Below are 18,904 nucleotides of genomic sequence, written 5' to 3'. Positions count from 1 at the left end.
CCCTGTACTTGGGTAAATACCTTGTTACCTCGCCACGCTACATTGACATCTCTTTTAAGAACTTTTCCGGCTTATCTTTTACCTCGCGGCTGCCGTTTTTTATATCTTTTCAACTTCATCCCTCTCCCTTTAGTTACCGCCTCCGGGTCTGTTCGTCCCGGCCTTAGCTCCCTCTTCTCAAGGCGTTGATTTCAATCTTTTTTATTTACTTCCGCAACATCCGCTGCTTCCGTTTTCCCTTCCTTTCGTTCAGGGACTGCAAAGGTAAGAATCTTTTTGTTTTCGCAAAGAAAAAGATTTTATTTTTTTCTTCTCTTACCCCCTTCAGCTTTTCATTTTCCCCGTTCCTTCCGAACCGGGCTGCAAAGGTAGAAATTGTTTTGATTCCTGCAAAGAAGTTCTAAAAAAAACATTCTTTATTTTCATCGCGCTTCCTCTACCTGCATCAATGTTCCGCTGCTGCTTTTCAAACCCTTCAAAATGACTAAAAACGCCGTTTCCTTTGTTCTGTTGCCTTTTCTTCCGGCGCCCCCTTCCTTCCGAAGCGGAGTGCAAAAGTAGAAACATTTCCCTTCCTGTGCAACACCCTCCAGGTTAATTTTTCATCCGATTTGCTAACTAGCTGATTATCGGACAGAAAAATTTTTAAGAGATGCAAACAAATTGTGCAAATTGGTTGTTTCGCGGCGAAATCATACCCCAACTGTTTCATCCCGCGAGGTACATCTTATATATAAAAGGTACACCTTATATATAAGGCATATCCTATGCAACCATGCATTCAGGTGCACATACCGGTGCGCTTCGCATCACGCGCAGCGGTAGTATGGTAAACCAGTATTATTACACCTGAGTTTTAGCGAGTTCAGATTAACCATATAAATACATATAATGAATGCCCCACCCAACGAACATGCTCACCATGCGCGTTGCCTCGCTGCCATATCAATCTTGAGCAGAGTTTGCGGTCTACAACCTCACTTATCTGAAGTTATGCAGCAGGACTAAACTTCGGACTGGCAGTCAGCAACTGTTAAATAATGTTAACCACTTTGCCTGATGCCACACTTTGGGTAGCTTAGCCCCCAATTGTTTTTATTGACGTTGTCGTATTATTACCTTATCTTTGCAAAATGTTTAAAATTAAGCACGTATTATTTGTATTCATGATGGCTTGTATGGTCTTCGCCGGGTGTAAATCCAGGTTTGAGAAGATCAGACTCAGCAACAACCTGACAAAAAAATATCAGGAAGCCATGCGTTTATACGGCAAACGTGATTACAGCAAAGCTTTGATCTTGTTTGAAGAGCTTTCGCAAAAATACCGCGGTATCTCCGGGGCTGAAAACCTGAACTACCATTATGCCTATACGCTGTATCATTTAAAGGATTACACAACGGCCCGTTACCAGTTTAAGTTTTTTGCTGACACTTATCCGAGCAGTCAGTTTGCTGAAGAGTGCCGTTACATGAGTGCCTTCTGTTATTATCAGGATTCGCCTAATGCAACGCTAGATCAGGAGAACACTTATAAGGCGATCGATGCGCTTCAGCTATTTATTAACCTTTATCCAAAAAGTGAGCGCGTAGCGCAGGCCAGCAAACTTATTTCAGACCTTCGCGGTAAGCTGGAAGACAAGGCCTTTGCAAATGCCAAAATGTATCTGGATATGGGCGATTATGATATCCGGAACTATAAAGCAGCGGTTACCGCGTTTAAAAATGCTCAGCGCGATTACCCCGATATCAAGTATGCTGAAGAAATGGACTTTCTGATTATCAAGGCACAATACTTGTACGCAAAAAACAGCTTCGAGAGCCGCCAGGAAGAGCGTTATACCGAAGCCATCGGCTTTTACAACGACTTTACAGAAGCGCATAAAAACAGTAAATACGCAAAAGACGCGGAAGACCTTAAAAAAGCAAGTGAACAAGGCATAGAATCGGCTAAAAAGTACCTGGCTGCCCTGGCAGAAGACCAGGCCAAATACAAATCGTTCCTAGAAAGAACGAAGAAGCCTGATACCGTGCTTAACAATACAATTCTTAAAAAAAGCAACTAGATGAATACAATTAAATCGTCTGTACCAAATACTACGGTAACCAGGAATGTGCATGACCTCGACCGGTCTACAGGAAACATCTACGAGTCGCTCGTGATTATTTCAAAACGCGCAAACCAGATTTCGAACAACATGAAAGAAGAGCTGCATGGCAAGCTTGCCGAGTTCGCTTCATCAAACGATAACCTGGAAGAGATCTTTGAGAACCGTGAGCAAATCGAGATCAGCAAACACTACGAGCGTATGCCGAAACCTTCGCTGATTGCCATGGACGAATTCCTGAACCAAAAGGTTTACCACAGAAACCCTGCAAAAGAGCAAAAATAAGGAGCCCGTTTTGCTCCCGGCATTTGTAAGATGCTTCAACATAAAAACATTATCCTTGGCGTTTGCGGCAGCATTGCCGCTTACAAGTCGGCCGTTCTGGTCAGGCTGCTGGTTAAAGCAGGCGCAAACGTCAAGGTTATTCTAACCGAAGGCGGCGAGACATTCATTACGCCGCTTACCCTTGCTACCCTGTCTAAAAACCCCGTCCACACTTCCTATTTCGATCCCGAAACCGGCGTTTGGGCAAATCATGTGGAACTGGGCCTCTGGGCTGATCTGCTGTTGATCGCGCCGGCAACTGCAAATACCCTCGCAAAAATGGCTACCGGCCTCTGCGACAACCTGCTTTCTGCTGTTTACCTTTCTGCAAGATGTCCTGTTTACATGGCACCGGCAATGGACCTCGATATGTGGGCTCATCCTGCCACGCGCGCAAATGTTCAGCAGCTTCAGAACTATGGAGTAATAACGATCCCGCCTGGAAGCGGTGAACTGGCAAGCGGCCTCGCCGGCGAAGGACGAATGGCTGAGCCTGAACAGATCATGACCTTTCTTCAATCGGCATTTGAGCAGGAACGTCCACTTAGAGGTAAGACCGCTTTGGTTACGGCTGGTCCTACTTACGAAGCCATTGATCCGGTAAGATTTATCGGAAACCATTCGTCTGGCAAAATGGGACTGGCTGTTGCCCACGAACTCACGCGGCTCGGCGCAAACGTCGTACTCGTAGCGGGCCCGGGAACACCGCCTTCACCTGATGTCATCAAACGCATCGATGTCCGCTCAGCCAAAGAGATGTTGAAAGCCTGTCTTGATCATTTTGAAACTGCCGACATCACTGTGATGAGCGCTGCAGTGGCCGATTATCGCCCGGCGGAGATTGCGGATCAGAAAATAAAAAAAGCGGACGAAACACTTGTGCTCACCCTCGAGAAAACGCAGGATATCCTGGCAACGCTTGGTTCTCAGAAACGAAACGAACAACTGCTCGTCGGTTTTGCACTCGAAACCGAAAACGAGGAAGCACATGCCTTATCCAAACTTGAGAGAAAAAACCTCGACCTCATCGTTTTAAATTCGCTTAATGACAGCGGTGCGGGCTTTGGTACAAATACAAATAAAATCACGATCTTTAACAGGAACGGAACAAAATCAGCTTTTGACCTGAAGTCAAAAACCGGCGTGGCACAGGATATCTGCGCAGCGATCCTGACTTTAGTACCGAACTAAACACCTTCCTGCTTGTCGAAACCTGGCGTGATAATGAAACCAATACTTCGCTGTTTCTGTACAATACTTTTGCTTTCCTTCAGCACACATCTTGCTGCTCAGGAACTGTTATCTCGCGTGCAGGTGCTTGCCCCTACTGTGCCGAACATCAATAAAAATTCAGTGGAGCAGCTTCAGAAAGTGGTTCGCGACTTTTTAAACAATAACAAGTTCAGTAGCGAAGCCTATCAACCGCAGGAACGGATAGACTGTATCCTGGTCATCACCATCAATTCCTGGGATGGCGGCTCAGCTTATAAGGCCCAGGCCCAGATCCAGTCAAGCCGCCCTGTTTACGGTACTTCATACAATGCAACACTGCTCAACATGAGCGACCCCAATTTTGATTTTAATTACAGCGATGGGCAGACGATCGACTTTTCTGAGACCACCTTTATTTCGAATTTAAGTTCACTTCTTTCCTTTTATGCCTATACGATTATCGGACTGGATAAGGATAGTTTTTCCAGCCTCGGGGGTTCTCCCTATTATCTGAAGGCTAGAAACGTCATCAATCTGGCACAGACCTCGGGTGGTGCCGGTTGGCGCGCTTCAGATGGATTAAGGAACCGGTTCTGGCTGAATGAAAATCTAACTAACAAGAACTTTGAACTCCTCCGAAACTTTATTTATGCGTACCATTTCAGGGGACTCGATCAATTGGCCGCAAACCGTACTCAGGGTGTCAACAGCGTGCTCGAAGGACTGCTGGAACTTGGTGCACTTGACAAACAAAAGCTTGGTTCTATTTTTCCAAATGTCTACTTCGCATCAAAGGCCGACGAAATAACCGGGGTGCTCGCTACCGCAGAACAGCCCATCCGTATGCGTGCTTTTAACCTCCTGAACGAGATCGACCCGGCTAACACAGCAAAATACGAGAAGTTAAGAACACCTTAGCTTGCCGGTGCTCCGGTAGTCAAAAATGCTCCCGGCTGCTCACGTTATGGTCGGCCTGCAGGGGCGGCTTGTCGATTTTTTTTGCCAGCTCGTCGAAATTCCCTAACAAGATATTTGATTATACGAAACCATTCGTACATTTGTTATACGAAACTATTCGTATATTCAGCATGAGCAAGGACAACGTCAAACCGACTGAAAGTGAAATGGAAATTCTGCAGATTCTGTGGAGCAGGAATGAGGCCTCGGTGCGCGAGGTGCACGAAGTGCTTGCCAGATCAAAGGAGGCAGGGTACACCACCACCCTCAAATTGATGCAGATCATGTATGAGAAAGGTCTTGTGGACCGGGACGCCAGTTCCAAGACCCATATCTACCGGGCAAAGATCAGCCGGGACCAAACTGAGAAGCAATTGGTTAGCAAGATGATCAGCAATATCTTTAATGGCTCGGCATCGCGCCTTGTTATGCAGGCATTAGGCAACCGGACGGCCAGCAAACAGGAACTGGATGAGATTAGAGCGTATCTGAACGAACTCGAAAACAAAAAATAACAACCTGGTTATGGAATCTCTCTTTCAAAGTCTCAGTAAAGCGTTTGGCTGGAGCATTTTAAACTCACTCTGGCAGGGTGCAGCCGTTTATGGCATCTTATTTATCATCATGGTGGGTTTTCCCAAAATGCGGGCCCGTATCCGGTATAACCTCGCGTTCGGATCTATTGTCCTGATGTTTGCGCTTTTTGCGGGTACATTTGTGCTGTATTTTGAACGTGCAAATACTGTTGTGGTAACCGCGCCGGTACAGGTTACCGGACAGCACCTCCTAAAAGAGAAACCATGGGAATTACCTCTTTCCTTTACACAGAAAGCGGAAGCCTATTTCCCGGCTATTGTAGCCGCCTATGTACTTGGTATGCTATTGCAGGTTTTTATTGTGCTGAAGGGATACGGGAGATTAAATAACCTGAGGAAAAGCGGCCTTCAGCCTGTCCCTGAAGAATGGTCACTGATCTTTGACCGGGTAAAACATGCAATCGGATTGAAAAGAAATATCGGTTTCAGCCTGTCGGCATTGATCAAGGTTCCTATGGTTGCAGGTTATCTCAAACCGGTTGTGCTGTTTCCAATCAGCCTGGTCTCCCAGATGGATGCCGAACAGGTCGAAGCTATCTTGATCCATGAATTATCGCACATTAAAAGAAACGATTACCTGCTTAACCTGGTCAAAACATTGATCGAGACCATTTTATTTTTTAACCCGTTTGTCTGGCTGGCCGGCAGGTTCGTGCATATTGAAAGGGAGCATGCCTGCGATGATTTCGTGCTGAATTATACGAACAAGCCACTTGACTATGCGCACACACTTTTAAAACTTGAAATTATCCGCGACACGGAACAGCCGGCCGCAATGGCAATGGCCGCTAACGGCCAACCGCAGCATCTGTACCAGCGCATTAAACGCATTACAAACATGAAAACGAACTATTTGAATATTAAACACCAACTGGCAGCGCTGACGTTCGCCCTGGCTTGCATCTTCTCTGTTGCCTGGATAAGTCCGCGCAAGGAATATGTTAAAAAACAGGCGGATAAGCACCTGAAACTTTTCGTTGCGACAGAGGGAGATGCCGCAGTGGCAGCTTTCGGGTCAACGAATCTTAACATCGTTCAGGACACAAGCAGAAAAAAGAGACAGATCCGGATCATCACCACTGATGCAAAAGGACGCACACATGAGTATCGTTCACTGGCTGAGCTGCCTGACAGCCTTAGAGCTGCTGTTTATTCTGCAGATGATGTCAGTAACATTGTACGGTCTGTAACCGATTCCGCTTACCTGAACGCGCTGCAAAAGCAGGCAATCATCATCACAAAACATTTCAATTCGCCTCAGGAACGTGCCAAATGGCAGAAATTTGGCGAAGACATGCAAAAAAAGTTCGCTTCCCCTGAACAGCAGGCTAAATGGAAAAAAATGGGCGAAGACCTGGCAAAACGCTTCAACTCACCGGAGGAGCAGGCGAAATGGGAGAAATACGGTCGCGATATACAGCGCCAGTTTGAATCGCCAGCAGAACAGGCAAAGTGGAAAAAATTTGGCGAAGACATGGAGAAGCGCTTCAATTCCCCGGAGATGCGGGCCCAGATAAAACGAATTGATGAAGATTTTGACCGACAATACAATTCGCCCGATGCACAGGCAAAGTGGAAAAAATTCGGCGAAGATATGGAAAAACGCTTCAACTCGCCCGAAGCCCGGGCAAAGTGGAAGAAATTAGGCGATGACATCGAGAAACATTATAATTCCCCCGAGGCACAGGCCCGCTTCAAAAAAATGGGCGAAGACATCGAAAAGAAGTTTAATTCGCCCGAAGCCCAGGCACACTGGCAAAAGCTGGCTGAAGATCTGAGCCGACAATTTGACTCACCAGAGGCACAGGCTAAATGGGAGAAAATCGGGCAGGACATGGCGGCCCGCGTGAATACGCCGGAATTCCAGGCACATATCAAGTCGATGACAGAGAAACTTAACTCACCCGAGTGGAAGAAGCAGCATGAGAATGCACTTAAACTGAGCGACTCGATACGCAAAAAAATTGAATCGCCCGCTTTCCGGGCCAATCAGGAGAAGCTCAAACTGCAGGCCGAAAGTCTGCGCAGAAAATTTGACTCGCCTGAATGGAAAGCAAAAATGGCAGAGCTGAAAGCTTTGGGCGAAACCAAAGAATACCAGGAGCTACAGCGGAAATACAATGAAGATGTTGAGAAACTTCGTAAGAAACTTGCAGAAGAGAAACGGAAAGTACAATAACAGCTAAGACAAATCACAAAGGCTTTTTCCACACAAACAATCAATATGAACGGGGGCCGTGCCAACTTCAGGCATGGCCTTTTTCGTGCGCTGTCCTTTTGAAAGCTACCCGCTTTGTAGTAATTTAGCAGGATATATGCTGCAGAAACTTTCCATTCGGAATTACGCCCTGATCAATGAGCTGGACATCACTTTCGATGCCGGTCTCAACATGATTACCGGTGAAACAGGTGCCGGTAAATCGATTATGATCGGGGCGCTATCGCTCATTCTGGGCCAGCGCGCAGAAAGCAAATACTTCTTCAACCAGGATAAGAAGTGTATCATAGAAGGTTACTTTTTCCTGAAGGATGATACCTTACGCCCCCTGTTTGATGAACATGAACTTGACTTTTTCGAGGAAAATATCTTAAGGCGCGAGATCTCTACTGATGGCAAGTCCCGTTCTTTCATAAATGATACACTGGTTAACCTGGCAACGCTGAAAGAGGTGGGCGAACATTTGGTTGACATTCATTCCCAACACGCCACGCGCGAGTTGAATGACAGTGATTTTCAGTTGTCTATCATTGACGCACTTGCAGGGCACGGTGCATTGCTGGAAAGTTACCGCAGCGGTTATCTGAAGCTGAGGAAAAATAAAAGCAGGCTGAACACACTTCAGGAGCAGGCATCAGACAGCCGCAGCCGCCAGGATTACGAACAATTTTTGTTTAATGAACTGGAAGCCGCACAGTTGCAGGAAGGAGAAAAAGAAACGCATGAACAGGAACTGGAGCAGCTAAACAATGCAGAACGTATCAAAAAGTCGTTGTATGCGGCAAGCGGTATCCTTAATGATGCCGACCAGGCTGTAGCAGTGCAGGTTAAAGAGGCGATACAGCAACTTTCAGCAATCGAAAAATTCGGGCCGGACTTTGAAAGCGTAAACGAACGTTTGCGTTCGGTACTGATCGAAATAAAGGATCTCGGCGACGAACTTGTCAGCCTGGAAGAAAAGGCACAACTAAACCCCGAGCGGCTTGAATACCTTGAGCAGCGACTGGACCTCATCTACGGCCTCGAGCAGAAGCACCGCGTACAGGGTGTGGAAGAATTGATATCAGTCATGGCCAGGCTTTCTGAGAACCTGAGTCGTATGCAGTCGTCTGATGCAGAAATCGAAGCACTTGAAGCAGAAATTACCGAACTCGAGAAGACATTGTTCAAACAGGCCGCTGAACTGAGCAAAAACCGGAAAAAGGCCATCCCCGGCGTGGAGAAAGAACTTGCTTCACTGCTGGGCGCAGTGAGCATGCCGGGCGCACAAACCCTTTTCCAGTTAAGTAGCCTGGATGCATTGAGCAAAGACGGGACAGATCAGATCAGTCTGTTGTTTACGGCTAACGCCGGACAAACGCCGGCGCCCGTAAACAAGGTTGCCTCAGGAGGTGAGCTTTCCCGCCTGATGCTGGCCATAAAATCCATCCTTGCCCGCCACAATTCTCTGCCCGCAATTATATTTGATGAGATTGATACCGGTATCTCCGGTGAAACTGCACTGCGGGTTAGTCGGGTGATGGATGAGTTGGCTGAAAACCTTCAGGTAATTTGTATTACCCATTTACCGCAGATTGCAGCACGCGGGAAATCTCATTTTTTTGTACATAAAAAAGATAACGGAGAGCGTACCACCACTGGTATTCGCAAACTTGGGCATGAGGAGCGAATTGCTGCAATTGCTGAGATGCTGAGTGGCAAAAACCCCGGTGCTTCTGCGCTTGAGAATGCACGCGAATTACTTGGTTCCTGATCTCGCTGCAACAATCCCAGAAATAATGTACCTTCGGGTGTAAAAATAGCGGACCGGCTGGCTCAGGCCTGCCCCTGAAATAAAAACGACAACAACATGTATAACTTATTAAAAGGTAAACGCGGCATCATCACAGGCGCGCTCGATCAGAACTCAATCGCCTGGAAGGTGGCAGAAAAAGCACATGAAGAAGGCGCCACGTTTGTGCTGACCAATGCGCCGATTGCCATGCGTATGGGTGAGATCAAAAATCTGGCAGAAAAAACGGGTTCGGAGATTATTCCTGCTGACGCAACAAATGTTGATGAACTTACTAATCTGTTTACACAAAGCCAGGAAGTGCTTGGCGGAAAAATCGATTTCGTACTGCATTCTATCGGAATGAGTGTGAATATCAGAAAAAACATTCCCTATACCGAATCAAACTATGATTACTTTGCCAAAGGAATCGATGTTTCGGCTATGTCATTCCACAAAATGCTGAGCGTTGCAAAAAAACTTGATGCAATTTCTGAAGGCGGCAGCGTAGTGGCACTGACCTATATGGCTGCACAGCGCACCTACCCTTTTTATACCGATATGGCTGATATAAAAGCCATGCTTGAGTCGATCGCGCGTAGCTTCGGTTATCACTACGGTAAAGAGAAAAAGGTTAGGATCAATACGGTGTCTCAGTCGCCAACCAAAACGACGGCCGGTACCGGTATAAAAGGCTTTGGAGATTTCTTCGACTATGCAAACGCCATTGCCCCATTGGGTAACGCAGACGCGGAGTCTTGTGCTGACTACTGTATAACGCTTTTCTCAGACCTGACCCGTATGGTTACCATGCAGAACCTGTTTCACGATGGGGGCTACTCGACAACCGGCGTGAGCTCAGAAGTACTTGAAAAAATGGGTATTCAAACTCAATAAAAGACAAAAAGTTCCCCCGGGAACTTTTTTTTGTTGTGATAAAACTAAATAATTAGTTAATTTACAATATGGGATTTGTTCGCCTGTTCACTGTCATGTCATTTCTATTTTGCTGCCATATCGTTCGTGCGCAGGAAGGTTATGTTATATCGGGCATAATTAAAGCAAAAAGCGGCGGCGTCTTACCGGGTGCGGGTGTTTATGTCAGTGGCTACAAACTAGGTACGGCAGCGAACGATAAAGGTCGTTTTTCACTGCCGCCACTCAGAAACGGCACGTACGATCTGCTTGTGCAAATGATAGGTTATTTGCCGGCGAGCAGACAGGTAACTGTGAGCAACAATGCTCTTGACATCGAGATCCTGCTCGATGAAAATCCTACAAATCTGAGCGAGGTGGTTATCAGGCCCGATCCGGACCGGCTTAATCATCTTCGCATCTTCCGGGAAAGTTTTATCGGAATGACAGAAAACGCCGAAAACTGCAGAATTTCAAACGAGGATGTGTTACGGACACATTTTGATCCGCAGACCCGGGTGCTTACCGTAAATGCAGATGAGTTTCTGATCATTGAGAATAAGTCGCTGGGTTACCGGATAAAATACCTGCTGAAAGAATTTGAATTCGACATGCGCAGCAAGATCGTTTACTACTCGGGTTTACCGACCTACGAAGACCTTCCGGCTTCTCCGGCGCGCATGCGGCGTTACATACAGAAGCGGCTGGTCGCTTATAACGGTTCAACGCAGCACTTTTTTCGCGCGTTGTACCAGGGCACAACAGAGCAGCAGGGCTTCCTGATCCATAAACTTATTCCAAGGCGAAATCCAAACCGGCTGCCCGATAGCCTCATCGATGCAAATCTGGCGCGCTTGCGTGCCGCACGCGGCCCATCAAACAAAGTCATCATCACAGCTGGCGATTCGATTGGTTACTGGATGCGTATGAAAAATGAACCTGAAGAAATACGCATTTTAAACCGTAAACCGGTCCGGTCTGACACCCTGGTGAGAACATTAAACGGAGATCTGAAGTTTGTTCCCTATGCCGACATCCTGTATATCGTTTATACCAGGGAGCGCGAAACCGACTCTTTCCGGGCCCGCCTTGGCATGTCGATCAACCGGCCTCCTGATATGCCCAACTACCAGGTATCGCTTGTCAACTTAATTAAGTACCCACTCTATTTCTACAGCAATGGCGAAGTTGCAGATCCGCGTTCCGTGCTTTTCGAAGGTGTATGGTCCTGGGAAAAAATTGCAGACAGTTTGCCGATGAACTACAGTCCTCCCGCTGATAAACGATAATTGTGGAAAAAGAGACTTTAAAATTACTAAAAATATTAGCAATTTTAAAGTATGGAAGCGGAGAACGACAAACCAGCATATTTTAAAGGCCGCGGCGCGCAGCTTAATCCGCACAATCATTTTATAAAAGGTGATTATGTAAAAGAACACGAAGAAGGCATAGACGACTGGGAAGAACATGACCGCCGGACTTCCTTCATCTTCGAAAAATCCAAAACGATCGTTAACAAGGTTGACAGTCCGGATGTGGGTATGTTTTACTCGTTAAATCCTTACCAGGGCTGCGAACATGGCTGCGCCTATTGTTATGCGCGGAACTCTCACCAATACTGGGGATATAGCGCCGGTCTTGATTTTGAAAGAAAAATTATTGTAAAAGAGGACGCCCCGGCGCTGTTCAAAAAATTTTTGGAAAAAAAAGGTTGGGATGCCAAACCTGTTTCGCTTTCAGGAAATACAGACTGTTACCAGCCCGCCGAACGAAAATACCGCCTCACCCGTCAGCTGCTTGAGATTGCGCTTGCTTACCGCCAGCCGATCGGTATGATAACTAAAAACGCGCTTGTACTCCGCGATCTGGATATACTCAGTGAGCTGGCGAAGCTGAACCTGGTTTTTGTTTACTTCTCCATAAACAGCCTCGATGAGAAACTTCGACTGGCCATGGAACCGCGAACCGCAACTGCAAGGCAACGCTTCAAAACCATGGCCGCCCTTAGTAAAGCAGGAATTACGACGGGAATCATGACAGCGCCAATGGTCCCGGGTCTGAACAACCACGAAATTCCCGACTTGTTGCGCAGCGCCGCAGACGCCGGCGCGCAGCGTGCCGGATACACCATGGTTAGACTAAACGGAGCAATCGGAGAAATCTTCGAGGATTGGTTACGCAAAAATTTTCCTGACCGGTTTGACAAAGTATGGCATATGATTCAGAGTTGTCATGACGGTAAAGTGAACGACAGCCGCTACGGCACCAGAATGAGCGGAGAGGGCAATATCGCAAAGATGATCAGTGATCTGTTTAAACTTCACTGCCGCCTCAACCTGCTCAATACAAAAGAGATCCGGCTTGATTCTTCATTATTTCGTATTCCCGGCTCGCAGATGAGCTTATTTGGATAATGTCTTCACTCCCCTGTTTGACAGTGAACCAGGCTGATCGATCTTCCACCTGCCAGCACTAACGGGGCAGATTGGCAGGGGAAAACCGTAAAAGTGCTTTCTTTACTGCTCGTTAATAACGGTAGACATTTATCTCACCGAGATGAGTTGATCTGGATTCCTCGTTAAAGGGTTCCAGCATCCTGATCCTGATATGGCGGTAAAATGCCGGAGGTATCTGAAATTTCTGAAACGCCTTATTTGTAGGGTCGAACCGGAGGTTTTCAGCTAATGTTATCCAGGTTGTACCGTCCGTACTGCCTTCCATGTCAAATCTGCCAAAGCCGTCAGGGTTATCCTGACGCGGCGCCAGGTCTATCCTTGTTACATAAATAGTTTCTTTCATGTCTATACTGATCCAGTGCGGGTAAGGTGGTTCACCCTCAGAGGTGTATACAGAATGCCAGAACGTATTTACATCCCCGTCGATCGCCGCAGCCGCGCGCCCATTGGTTGCCCCCTCTCCTTCCAGCTCCTCAGAATTCGCAGTCGCCAGCCATCCGGTTTTTGACGCAAGACGCTCGCTCAGCCGCGGAGCAATAATGATGACCGTTCTGACTGTCGGATTGATTGCATAACCAGCGGCACTTGTAATGCTAACCGGCATGAGATAATCTTTGTCGGAGTCAAACTTCTTAGCGAAATAACTCAGTGTCACCATATCTGAAGTCTGTCCACCCCGGGGGATGGTGACTGTCAACCGGTCAAATGAAAACGCGTCTGCGGGGAAACGTTCGTACGGTTCCTGGCCGGCGGCAAGCCGCTGCCGGTTCAGGCTGTCAAAGGCGCGAACATCTTCCGCAAAGGTAACCTGTATCGGTTCGGCCGGCAGGCCAACCATTCCTACAGCGGCGGCAAACCTGAAAGTTCTGGCCGTATCGGCGTAGGGAAAAATTGCAAGATTGTGAACGCCCTTATTTGCGCGCGCCGCAAACACAAGCGCATTTGCTCTTGAACCGGTCTCTTCGGTATACCGTTCGTTTTTTTCACAGGCAGTAAGTAGCAACAAGGCCAGCAATCCGCAGCCATATAGCGATTTGTAACTATTGAACATGTCTTTTATTTTAAAACGATCTTTCGACCAATTGCATTAATATCCGGGAAATTGAACCAGTTGTTTATTGCGGTCCATCTCATTCTGTCCATAAGGGAGGAAATAAAACCGCCGCTGCCAGGCTGCACGCGTAAAGGCAACCGTACGTACATGAAAAGCAGGATCTGACAAAAACGTGCCGGCGTCAGTGTTCATACCATAAAACTGGCCGCCCTGGTTAGAACCCGGCTGATCGGCTATTTTCCATCTTCTTACGTCATAATACCTGTGGCCGCCCTCGAAACACAGTTCAATGCGGCGTTCCAAACGAATTTGCTTACGGAGTTCGCCTTGCGACAGCCCCGCTGAGAGCGAAGGCAATCCGCCACGGTTGCGAATGGCATTCAGGTATTTCAGCACATCAGGATTGCCTGGCTCGGCTTCGTTGAGCGCCTCAGCGTAATTCAGGTAAAGTTCAGCAAGCCTGATCAGCATGGCGGGTCTGTCAACGGTGATCCGCGGACTCGCACTAAAAGTCGGGTGAATGTTCTTCCTGGCTGTATATCCTGTTTTGGGGAAATCGCGCGGCGCGCCATCTTTGCCAGAAGTACCGGTATTAAAAAACTCAACCCTCGCATTTTCAGGACCGGTTTTGGGAACGCCCGGGTTCAGCGCGCCGTTAAAGGTAATGTTTGCATAAAAACGCGGCTCGCGGTTGGTATACATCGTATTTGTACCTGCAACATAATAAGATGTGCCCGTGCTGGCGTAGGTGTCTTCGCGGTAAGCAGAACTTGCCGTTATCGCTGCGCCACCTGCCATTCTGAAATCGTCAACCAGATTTTGAACAACAGCCAGGCCATTGAAAGCTGTCCCCTGTGTAGAGCGGGGCGCTGCATGCACTTCCCAATAATCCCTGATCAGCGTAGCGGTTCTCTGCCAGATGCCCTCATCACGCCATCCGTCCCAGAACAGGTTGCGGGTGGATAGGAAGGCGGCTCTGAACGGATTTGCGTCGGCTACCTGGTATAATTTTTTTCCGTTAGCTTCAACGAGATCAATCGCTATCCGCGCTGCATCGGCCGCCTTTTTCCACCGGGTCGCATCATAACTGGGGTTGAACAGCTGTTTTCCATCCAGATTTCGAAAGTCCGACAGTTCCGTATTGCCGTTAAACAACGGACTGGCATGATAGAGATGTATCTGTGACTGCACCGCCGAGATAATCATTTTATTGATCCGTCCCGCCTTGGTCGCATCCAATTCGCTGGTACTTCCGGTTAGGTAGTTATTTAAGGGAACCTCTTTTTTCGCTTCTTCCATCTGTTCAAGCACAAAAGCAACGCATTCATCCCAGGAACTTCGTGGTATCTGGAAGTTGTCTTCCGGTTTGGCAGAATTCAGCGGGACAATAACAACCGGGCCCAGCTGCTTCATAAGCAGCCAATAATAATAAGCCCGCATAAACCGTGCTTCACCCTTATATTGTTGAATAAGCTCGGCGCCATTCACCTGAGATCTGATCTCTTCGTTGCGATCAATATTTTCCAGGAAAATCGTACAAAGACGGATTTTCTCGTAAAACGCATTCTGGCCAGATGGGTTGTCGTCGGGGGTAATCGCCCCACTGTTTATGCCGGGATTTGTCCAGTTACTGGCATCCAGCTCATCACTTGTAATGGAAAGCGTGAATGCATAGGGCATATTCCAGGGATCGGGAATTGAGCTGTAAAGCCCGGCGAGCCATCGTTCCGTTTGGCCGCGGTTTACAAAGATGTCGTCGATTGTAAGAATGTTATCGGGCACGCTGTCAAAGTACCCTTTCTTACAGCCTTGCGGTGCCGTTAACAACAGGCAGCACACAGCTGTCAAAAATAATTTTGAATATGATGTTCTCATTTTTCCTTATTTAAAGTTTGCACGTAAGCCAACGTTATAAGTGGTGATGTTCGGATAGGTTGCGCCATCACCGTCGCCAAGCTCGGGATCCCAAAATTTCCATCGCGAAAACGTGAGCAGATTCGTACCATTCACATAGATCCTGAGCTGGCGCATGGCCACTTTTTTCAAAAATTCAGGATCGAAAGTATAGCCCAGCTCGGCACTTTTGAGCCTCAGATAGTCTGCACGCTGAATCCACCAGGTGCTAGAATAATAGTTTGTCGTTGCATCCTGATTTGTAGACAACCGGGGATAAAACGGGCGTGGGTCTGGATTATCCGGGGTCCACCTGTTCAGTATCTGGGTATACATATTTCCGTAGGATGATCCCTGTGAAAACGGTGTGGTCCCGAACCCCCCGGCATAATTAAAATCCACTAGGGCAGCGCCCTGGAAGAAAAGGCTGATGTCAAACTTTTTAAATCCGCCACCGAAATTCAGGCCGTAAATAATCCGCGGCACTGCCCCATAACCCACTGCAGTCATGTCATTTGAATTGATGATCCCATCGCCATTGAGATCTTTATACCGAATGTCTCCCGGCCGTACATCGCCCGATTGAATTGCCGCATTATCTATTTCATCCTGGTTCCGAAACAGTCCCGTTGCGATATAGCCAAACCGCTGGCTGATCGGCTGTCCCACCCGGTTCAGGTATTCGTAGCGCCAGGGAGGAAGGTTGTCTTTCACAGCAAGATTTTCATTGTAGTTGAACGTGCCTCTGAAGCTGAAGAAGTTTTCTGCACTGAAGTTTTTTGAATAGTTTAATGTCAGGTCAAGTCCTTTATTGGCAGTCTTGCCAATGTTGTTGAATGGAATGTTGCCCTCGGTAAAGCCCGAATTGTAGGGAATAACGAGATTCGGCATTAAAATACCGCGCCTGTCTTCTTTAAATAGTTCTGCAATAAGCTGAAGATCGTTGTTCAGGAAATTGATCTCGATACCCAGGTTCTGGCGATAAGAACTTTCCCATTGCACATTGCCGCCTACGCGCGATTCGTAGTAACCCCTGAAATCCTGTTCTGCTCCGGGTTCACCGAAACTGTAATCTCCTCCTTCACCAATCGTTGTCAGGTAAAGGAACCGGAAATTGGGATCAGACAGCGCCGCATTTCCGGATACGCCATACGTATATCGTAGTTTAAAATGCGGAAAGACAGATTTGAGTTGCTCAAAAAAGGTCTCATTTGACACAATCCAGCCCGCACCGATAGACGGAAAAAAGCCAAAGCGCCTGCTGGGAACAAAATTATCTGAACCTGAGTAAGAAAAGTTTCCTTCAATAAAATACCGGTCATGATAGCCATATGTTGCCCTGCCTACAAAATTGCGCTGACGATACGGAATAGCTGCCTTGTAACCTATATCTGAGACACGTGCCGTTGCATCGCTGAAATCTGACTGGTTAAAAAGCAAGAGACCCGACAGGTCGTGCTGCCCGAATTTTCGGGCGTAATTTAGCGAGGCTTCTGAATAAAATCGGCGGTCGCCGTACCGGCTGATACTGAAGCTCAATGCATTTGTGCCGGCCGTTGTGATTTGCGTCTGGAGATTTCCGTCGGCACCCCGCCCCGTTGCCCAGTAAGTTTGCAGCGTTCGCGACCTGCTCAGGTTATTGTCAATATTCACATCGAAAGCAAACATGCCGGAGATGTTCAAACCTTTTGTCAGCCACTCGAGATCCTGCGTAACTTTGATATTTGAACGGATGGTATTGTTGTACGTATTGGTTACACCAGACTGTGTAAGTGCCATGGAAGGACTTTGCTCGGTACCTGCAAGCTGTGGCCATTGCCCGTTCGAATATCTGCCTGCCGGAATAACATGCGGTGCAGTCTGCGTGCTCAGCTCGAAAATACGGTTTACGCCGAAGGCCGGCTGATTAAGGTTTGTAATAAAGCCGGTAAGTCCAAAGGCAAGTTTAGTAGACCGGGTCAGGTTTACATCAACATTACTGGTAAAATTGAAGCGGTCCAGTTTAAGGGCCGAGTTATAGCTTTGCACCTGGTCCCGCTTGAACATGCCCACTTCATTGTAATAGCCGGCAGAAATATAATACGCAGCGTTTTCAGAACCACCATTTATATTCAGCGTAGCACGTCTGTTGTTTCCATACTTTTCAAAGAGCTCATCATACCATTTTACATTCGGATAAAGATCAGGATCAACACCCGATGCATGCTGGTCAATGCGCTGCTGAGAATAGAGCGGCGTTCTGCCGCGCTGAGTCAGTCCCTCATTGTAAAGCGTCATGAACGTCGGCGCATCGATAAAGTCTGGCAATGCCGTAAAAGCGGTCAGCGCCGAGTTGAACTCAGCGTTTACCACCGGACTTCCCGCCTTTCCTTTTTTCGTATTGATGATAATTACACCATTTGCACCCCGGGTTCCATAAATAGCCGTTGCAGAGGCATCTTTAAGTACCGTGAAGCTTTCCACATCTTCAGGGTCGATGTTATTGATAGACCGGTCCGGTACGCCGTCAACCACAAGCAATGGCGATTGCGGACTGGAAGCAAAAGTGGCTATTCCCCTGATAAATATGTTTGCTCCGTCAGCTCCCGGACCGCCCCCGCGCTGATAAGCAACCACACCCGCAAGCCTCCCGGCGATAGCAGATGTAAGATCCCGAACGGGCAATTTAAGTTCCTGCGGTCTCAGGGTGGCCTGGGCACCAACAAGACTGGACTTTTTCTGGCGGCCAAATCCTACTATCGCTACCTCGTCCAGGCTGCCTTCTTCGGGAACAAGTACAATATTCAGATCAATCCTGTTCCGAACCGCAACCTGCTGCCGGCGGTAACCGATATATGTAAATTCCAGTGAGTCTGTTGGCTCGACCTCGATTGAGTAAGCGCCTTCCGGGCTCGTAATTGTGTTTCGCTGTTTGCGGCTAACCCTTACCGTAACACCGGGCATACCCTGGCCCAATTCATTTCTGACTACCCCTGAAACGCGGAGTTGTGTTAAGGGTTTTTTCCCTGCCGGTTGCTCCGCTTTTCGAACGACTGCAAACTGCCGGTCGTCAACCTTGCCCAGGTCGAATCCCGATTCGCGCAGGTGGTTGCTGAACGCAAGCAGCGCCGTAGCTGCACCTCCTTCAAGTTCCGCTGTTGGGATCCGGAATGCCTGCAGGCCATTTTGCGTACTCACGATGCTGATCTTATATTTTTTAAACATCAGTTCGATAGCGGCTGAAAGGTCAGCCTGTCCTGGTTGCTGCCTGTGTCCCGGTCGGCGTTCGGCGCTCTTGGAAGCCAATGCGTCCTGTTGCGGCAACGCGGCTACCCGGGGATGATAAAGCAGCAGCATTCCAATAAAGGATAGTAAAAATTTGATCTTCATTGATTTTGGTTTTAGTATAGTTGGTTGTCGCGTA

13 protein-coding genes are annotated in these 18,904 nt (G+C 47.7%); 10 read left to right on the top strand and 3 right to left on the bottom strand.

The genetic code is table 11. From position 1 onward, the window contains the following. Positions 1-1,133: 1,133 nt before the first annotated feature. From EJV45_RS14850 to EJV45_RS14805, 10 genes are all read left to right on the top strand, one after another. Positions 1,134-2,063, top strand: coding sequence for an outer membrane protein assembly factor BamD (locus EJV45_RS14850; protein WP_129716723.1), 930 nt, complete (start codon positions 1,134-1,136; stop codon positions 2,061-2,063). Beyond that, positions 2,064-2,390, top strand: coding sequence for a DNA-directed RNA polymerase subunit omega (locus EJV45_RS14845; protein ID WP_129716721.1), 327 nt, complete (start codon positions 2,064-2,066; stop codon positions 2,388-2,390). Positions 2,391-2,420: 30 nt separating this feature from the next. Beyond that, on the top strand, positions 2,421-3,620 hold the full coding sequence (gene coaBC, locus EJV45_RS14840; protein ID WP_129716719.1) for a bifunctional phosphopantothenoylcysteine decarboxylase/phosphopantothenate--cysteine ligase CoaBC: 1,200 nt from the start codon (positions 2,421-2,423) through the stop codon (positions 3,618-3,620). A gap of 33 nt (positions 3,621-3,653) precedes the next feature. Continuing rightward, positions 3,654-4,559 (top strand): DUF4835 family protein, encoded by a 906-nt coding sequence (locus tag EJV45_RS14835; RefSeq protein WP_129716717.1) that lies wholly within the window; start codon positions 3,654-3,656, stop codon positions 4,557-4,559. 170 nt (positions 4,560-4,729) lie between these two features. Then, on the top strand, positions 4,730-5,113 hold the full coding sequence (locus EJV45_RS14830; protein WP_129716715.1) for a BlaI/MecI/CopY family transcriptional regulator: 384 nt from the start codon (positions 4,730-4,732) through the stop codon (positions 5,111-5,113). A gap of 10 nt (positions 5,114-5,123) precedes the next feature. Next, entirely contained in the window at positions 5,124-7,373 is a 2,250-nt protein-coding gene (locus EJV45_RS14825) for a M56 family metallopeptidase (protein ID WP_129716713.1), read from the top strand. A gap of 136 nt (positions 7,374-7,509) precedes the next feature. Beyond that, a complete protein-coding gene (recN, locus tag EJV45_RS14820) occupies positions 7,510-9,165 on the top strand; it encodes a DNA repair protein RecN (RefSeq protein WP_129716711.1) in 1,656 nt (551 codons plus the stop codon). 96 nt (positions 9,166-9,261) lie between these two features. Further along, entirely contained in the window at positions 9,262-10,080 is an 819-nt protein-coding gene (locus tag EJV45_RS14815) for an enoyl-ACP reductase (RefSeq protein ID WP_129716709.1), read from the top strand. Positions 10,081-10,175: 95 nt separating this feature from the next. After that, on the top strand, positions 10,176-11,387 hold the full coding sequence (locus tag EJV45_RS14810) for a carboxypeptidase-like regulatory domain-containing protein (protein ID WP_165305067.1): 1,212 nt from the start codon (positions 10,176-10,178) through the stop codon (positions 11,385-11,387). Between the two features lie 51 nt (positions 11,388-11,438). Then, positions 11,439-12,512: a PA0069 family radical SAM protein gene (locus EJV45_RS14805; RefSeq protein WP_129716705.1), complete on the top strand. Its 1,074-nt coding sequence runs from the start codon at positions 11,439-11,441 to the stop codon at positions 12,510-12,512. Positions 12,513-12,624: 112 nt separating this feature from the next. Here the strand turns inward: EJV45_RS14805 and EJV45_RS14800 are convergent, their stop codons facing one another. From EJV45_RS14800 to EJV45_RS14790, 3 genes are read right to left on the bottom strand one after another with little or no spacing between them, the layout of a single operon-like run. Next, complete coding sequence (locus EJV45_RS14800; RefSeq protein ID WP_129716704.1) at positions 12,625-13,605, bottom strand: discoidin domain-containing protein; 981 nt, start codon at positions 13,603-13,605, stop codon at positions 12,625-12,627. A 36-nt stretch (positions 13,606-13,641) separates the two neighbouring features. Further along, positions 13,642-15,483: a RagB/SusD family nutrient uptake outer membrane protein gene (locus EJV45_RS14795; RefSeq protein ID WP_129716702.1), complete on the bottom strand. Its 1,842-nt coding sequence runs from the start codon at positions 15,481-15,483 to the stop codon at positions 13,642-13,644. Between the two features lie 6 nt (positions 15,484-15,489). Next, the gene (locus EJV45_RS14790; protein WP_129716700.1) at positions 15,490-18,870 is read right to left on the bottom strand and encodes a TonB-dependent receptor; all 3,381 of its coding nucleotides are present in this window, start codon (positions 18,868-18,870) and stop codon (positions 15,490-15,492) included. Positions 18,871-18,904: the final 34 nt, after the last annotated feature.

The organism is Pedobacter sp. SYP-B3415 (assembly GCF_004138205.1).
In the GTDB taxonomy this organism is placed as follows: Bacteria; Bacteroidota; Bacteroidia; order Sphingobacteriales; family Sphingobacteriaceae; genus Pedobacter.
The sequence above is the reverse complement of the archived record's forward strand: the minus strand, read 5'-3'. Positions and strand labels throughout refer to the sequence as shown.

What these genes read in the sequence shown, in the direction of transcription:
- EJV45_RS14835 (WP_129716717.1), top strand. Translation starts at nt 3,654, where the DNA reads ATGAAACCAATACTTCGCTGTTTCTGTACAATACTTTTGCTTTCCTTC.
- EJV45_RS14810 (WP_165305067.1), top strand. Translation starts at nt 10,176, where the DNA reads ATGTCATTTCTATTTTGCTGCCATATCGTTCGTGCGCAGGAAGGTTAT.
- EJV45_RS14825 (WP_129716713.1), top strand. Translation starts at nt 5,124, where the DNA reads ATGGAATCTCTCTTTCAAAGTCTCAGTAAAGCGTTTGGCTGGAGCATT.
- EJV45_RS14795 (WP_129716702.1), bottom strand. Translation starts at nt 15,483, where the DNA reads ATGAGAACATCATATTCAAAATTATTTTTGACAGCTGTGTGCTGCCTG.
- EJV45_RS14845 (WP_129716721.1), top strand. Translation starts at nt 2,064, where the DNA reads ATGAATACAATTAAATCGTCTGTACCAAATACTACGGTAACCAGGAAT.
- EJV45_RS14830 (WP_129716715.1), top strand. Translation starts at nt 4,730, where the DNA reads ATGAGCAAGGACAACGTCAAACCGACTGAAAGTGAAATGGAAATTCTG.
- EJV45_RS14850 (WP_129716723.1), top strand. Translation starts at nt 1,134, where the DNA reads ATGTTTAAAATTAAGCACGTATTATTTGTATTCATGATGGCTTGTATG.
- EJV45_RS14790 (WP_129716700.1), bottom strand. Translation starts at nt 18,870, where the DNA reads ATGAAGATCAAATTTTTACTATCCTTTATTGGAATGCTGCTGCTTTAT.
- EJV45_RS14805 (WP_129716705.1), top strand. Translation starts at nt 11,439, where the DNA reads ATGGAAGCGGAGAACGACAAACCAGCATATTTTAAAGGCCGCGGCGCG.
- EJV45_RS14815 (WP_129716709.1), top strand. Translation starts at nt 9,262, where the DNA reads ATGTATAACTTATTAAAAGGTAAACGCGGCATCATCACAGGCGCGCTC.
- recN (WP_129716711.1), top strand. Translation starts at nt 7,510, where the DNA reads ATGCTGCAGAAACTTTCCATTCGGAATTACGCCCTGATCAATGAGCTG.
- coaBC (WP_129716719.1), top strand. Translation starts at nt 2,421, where the DNA reads ATGCTTCAACATAAAAACATTATCCTTGGCGTTTGCGGCAGCATTGCC.
- EJV45_RS14800 (WP_129716704.1), bottom strand. Translation starts at nt 13,605, where the DNA reads ATGTTCAATAGTTACAAATCGCTATATGGCTGCGGATTGCTGGCCTTG.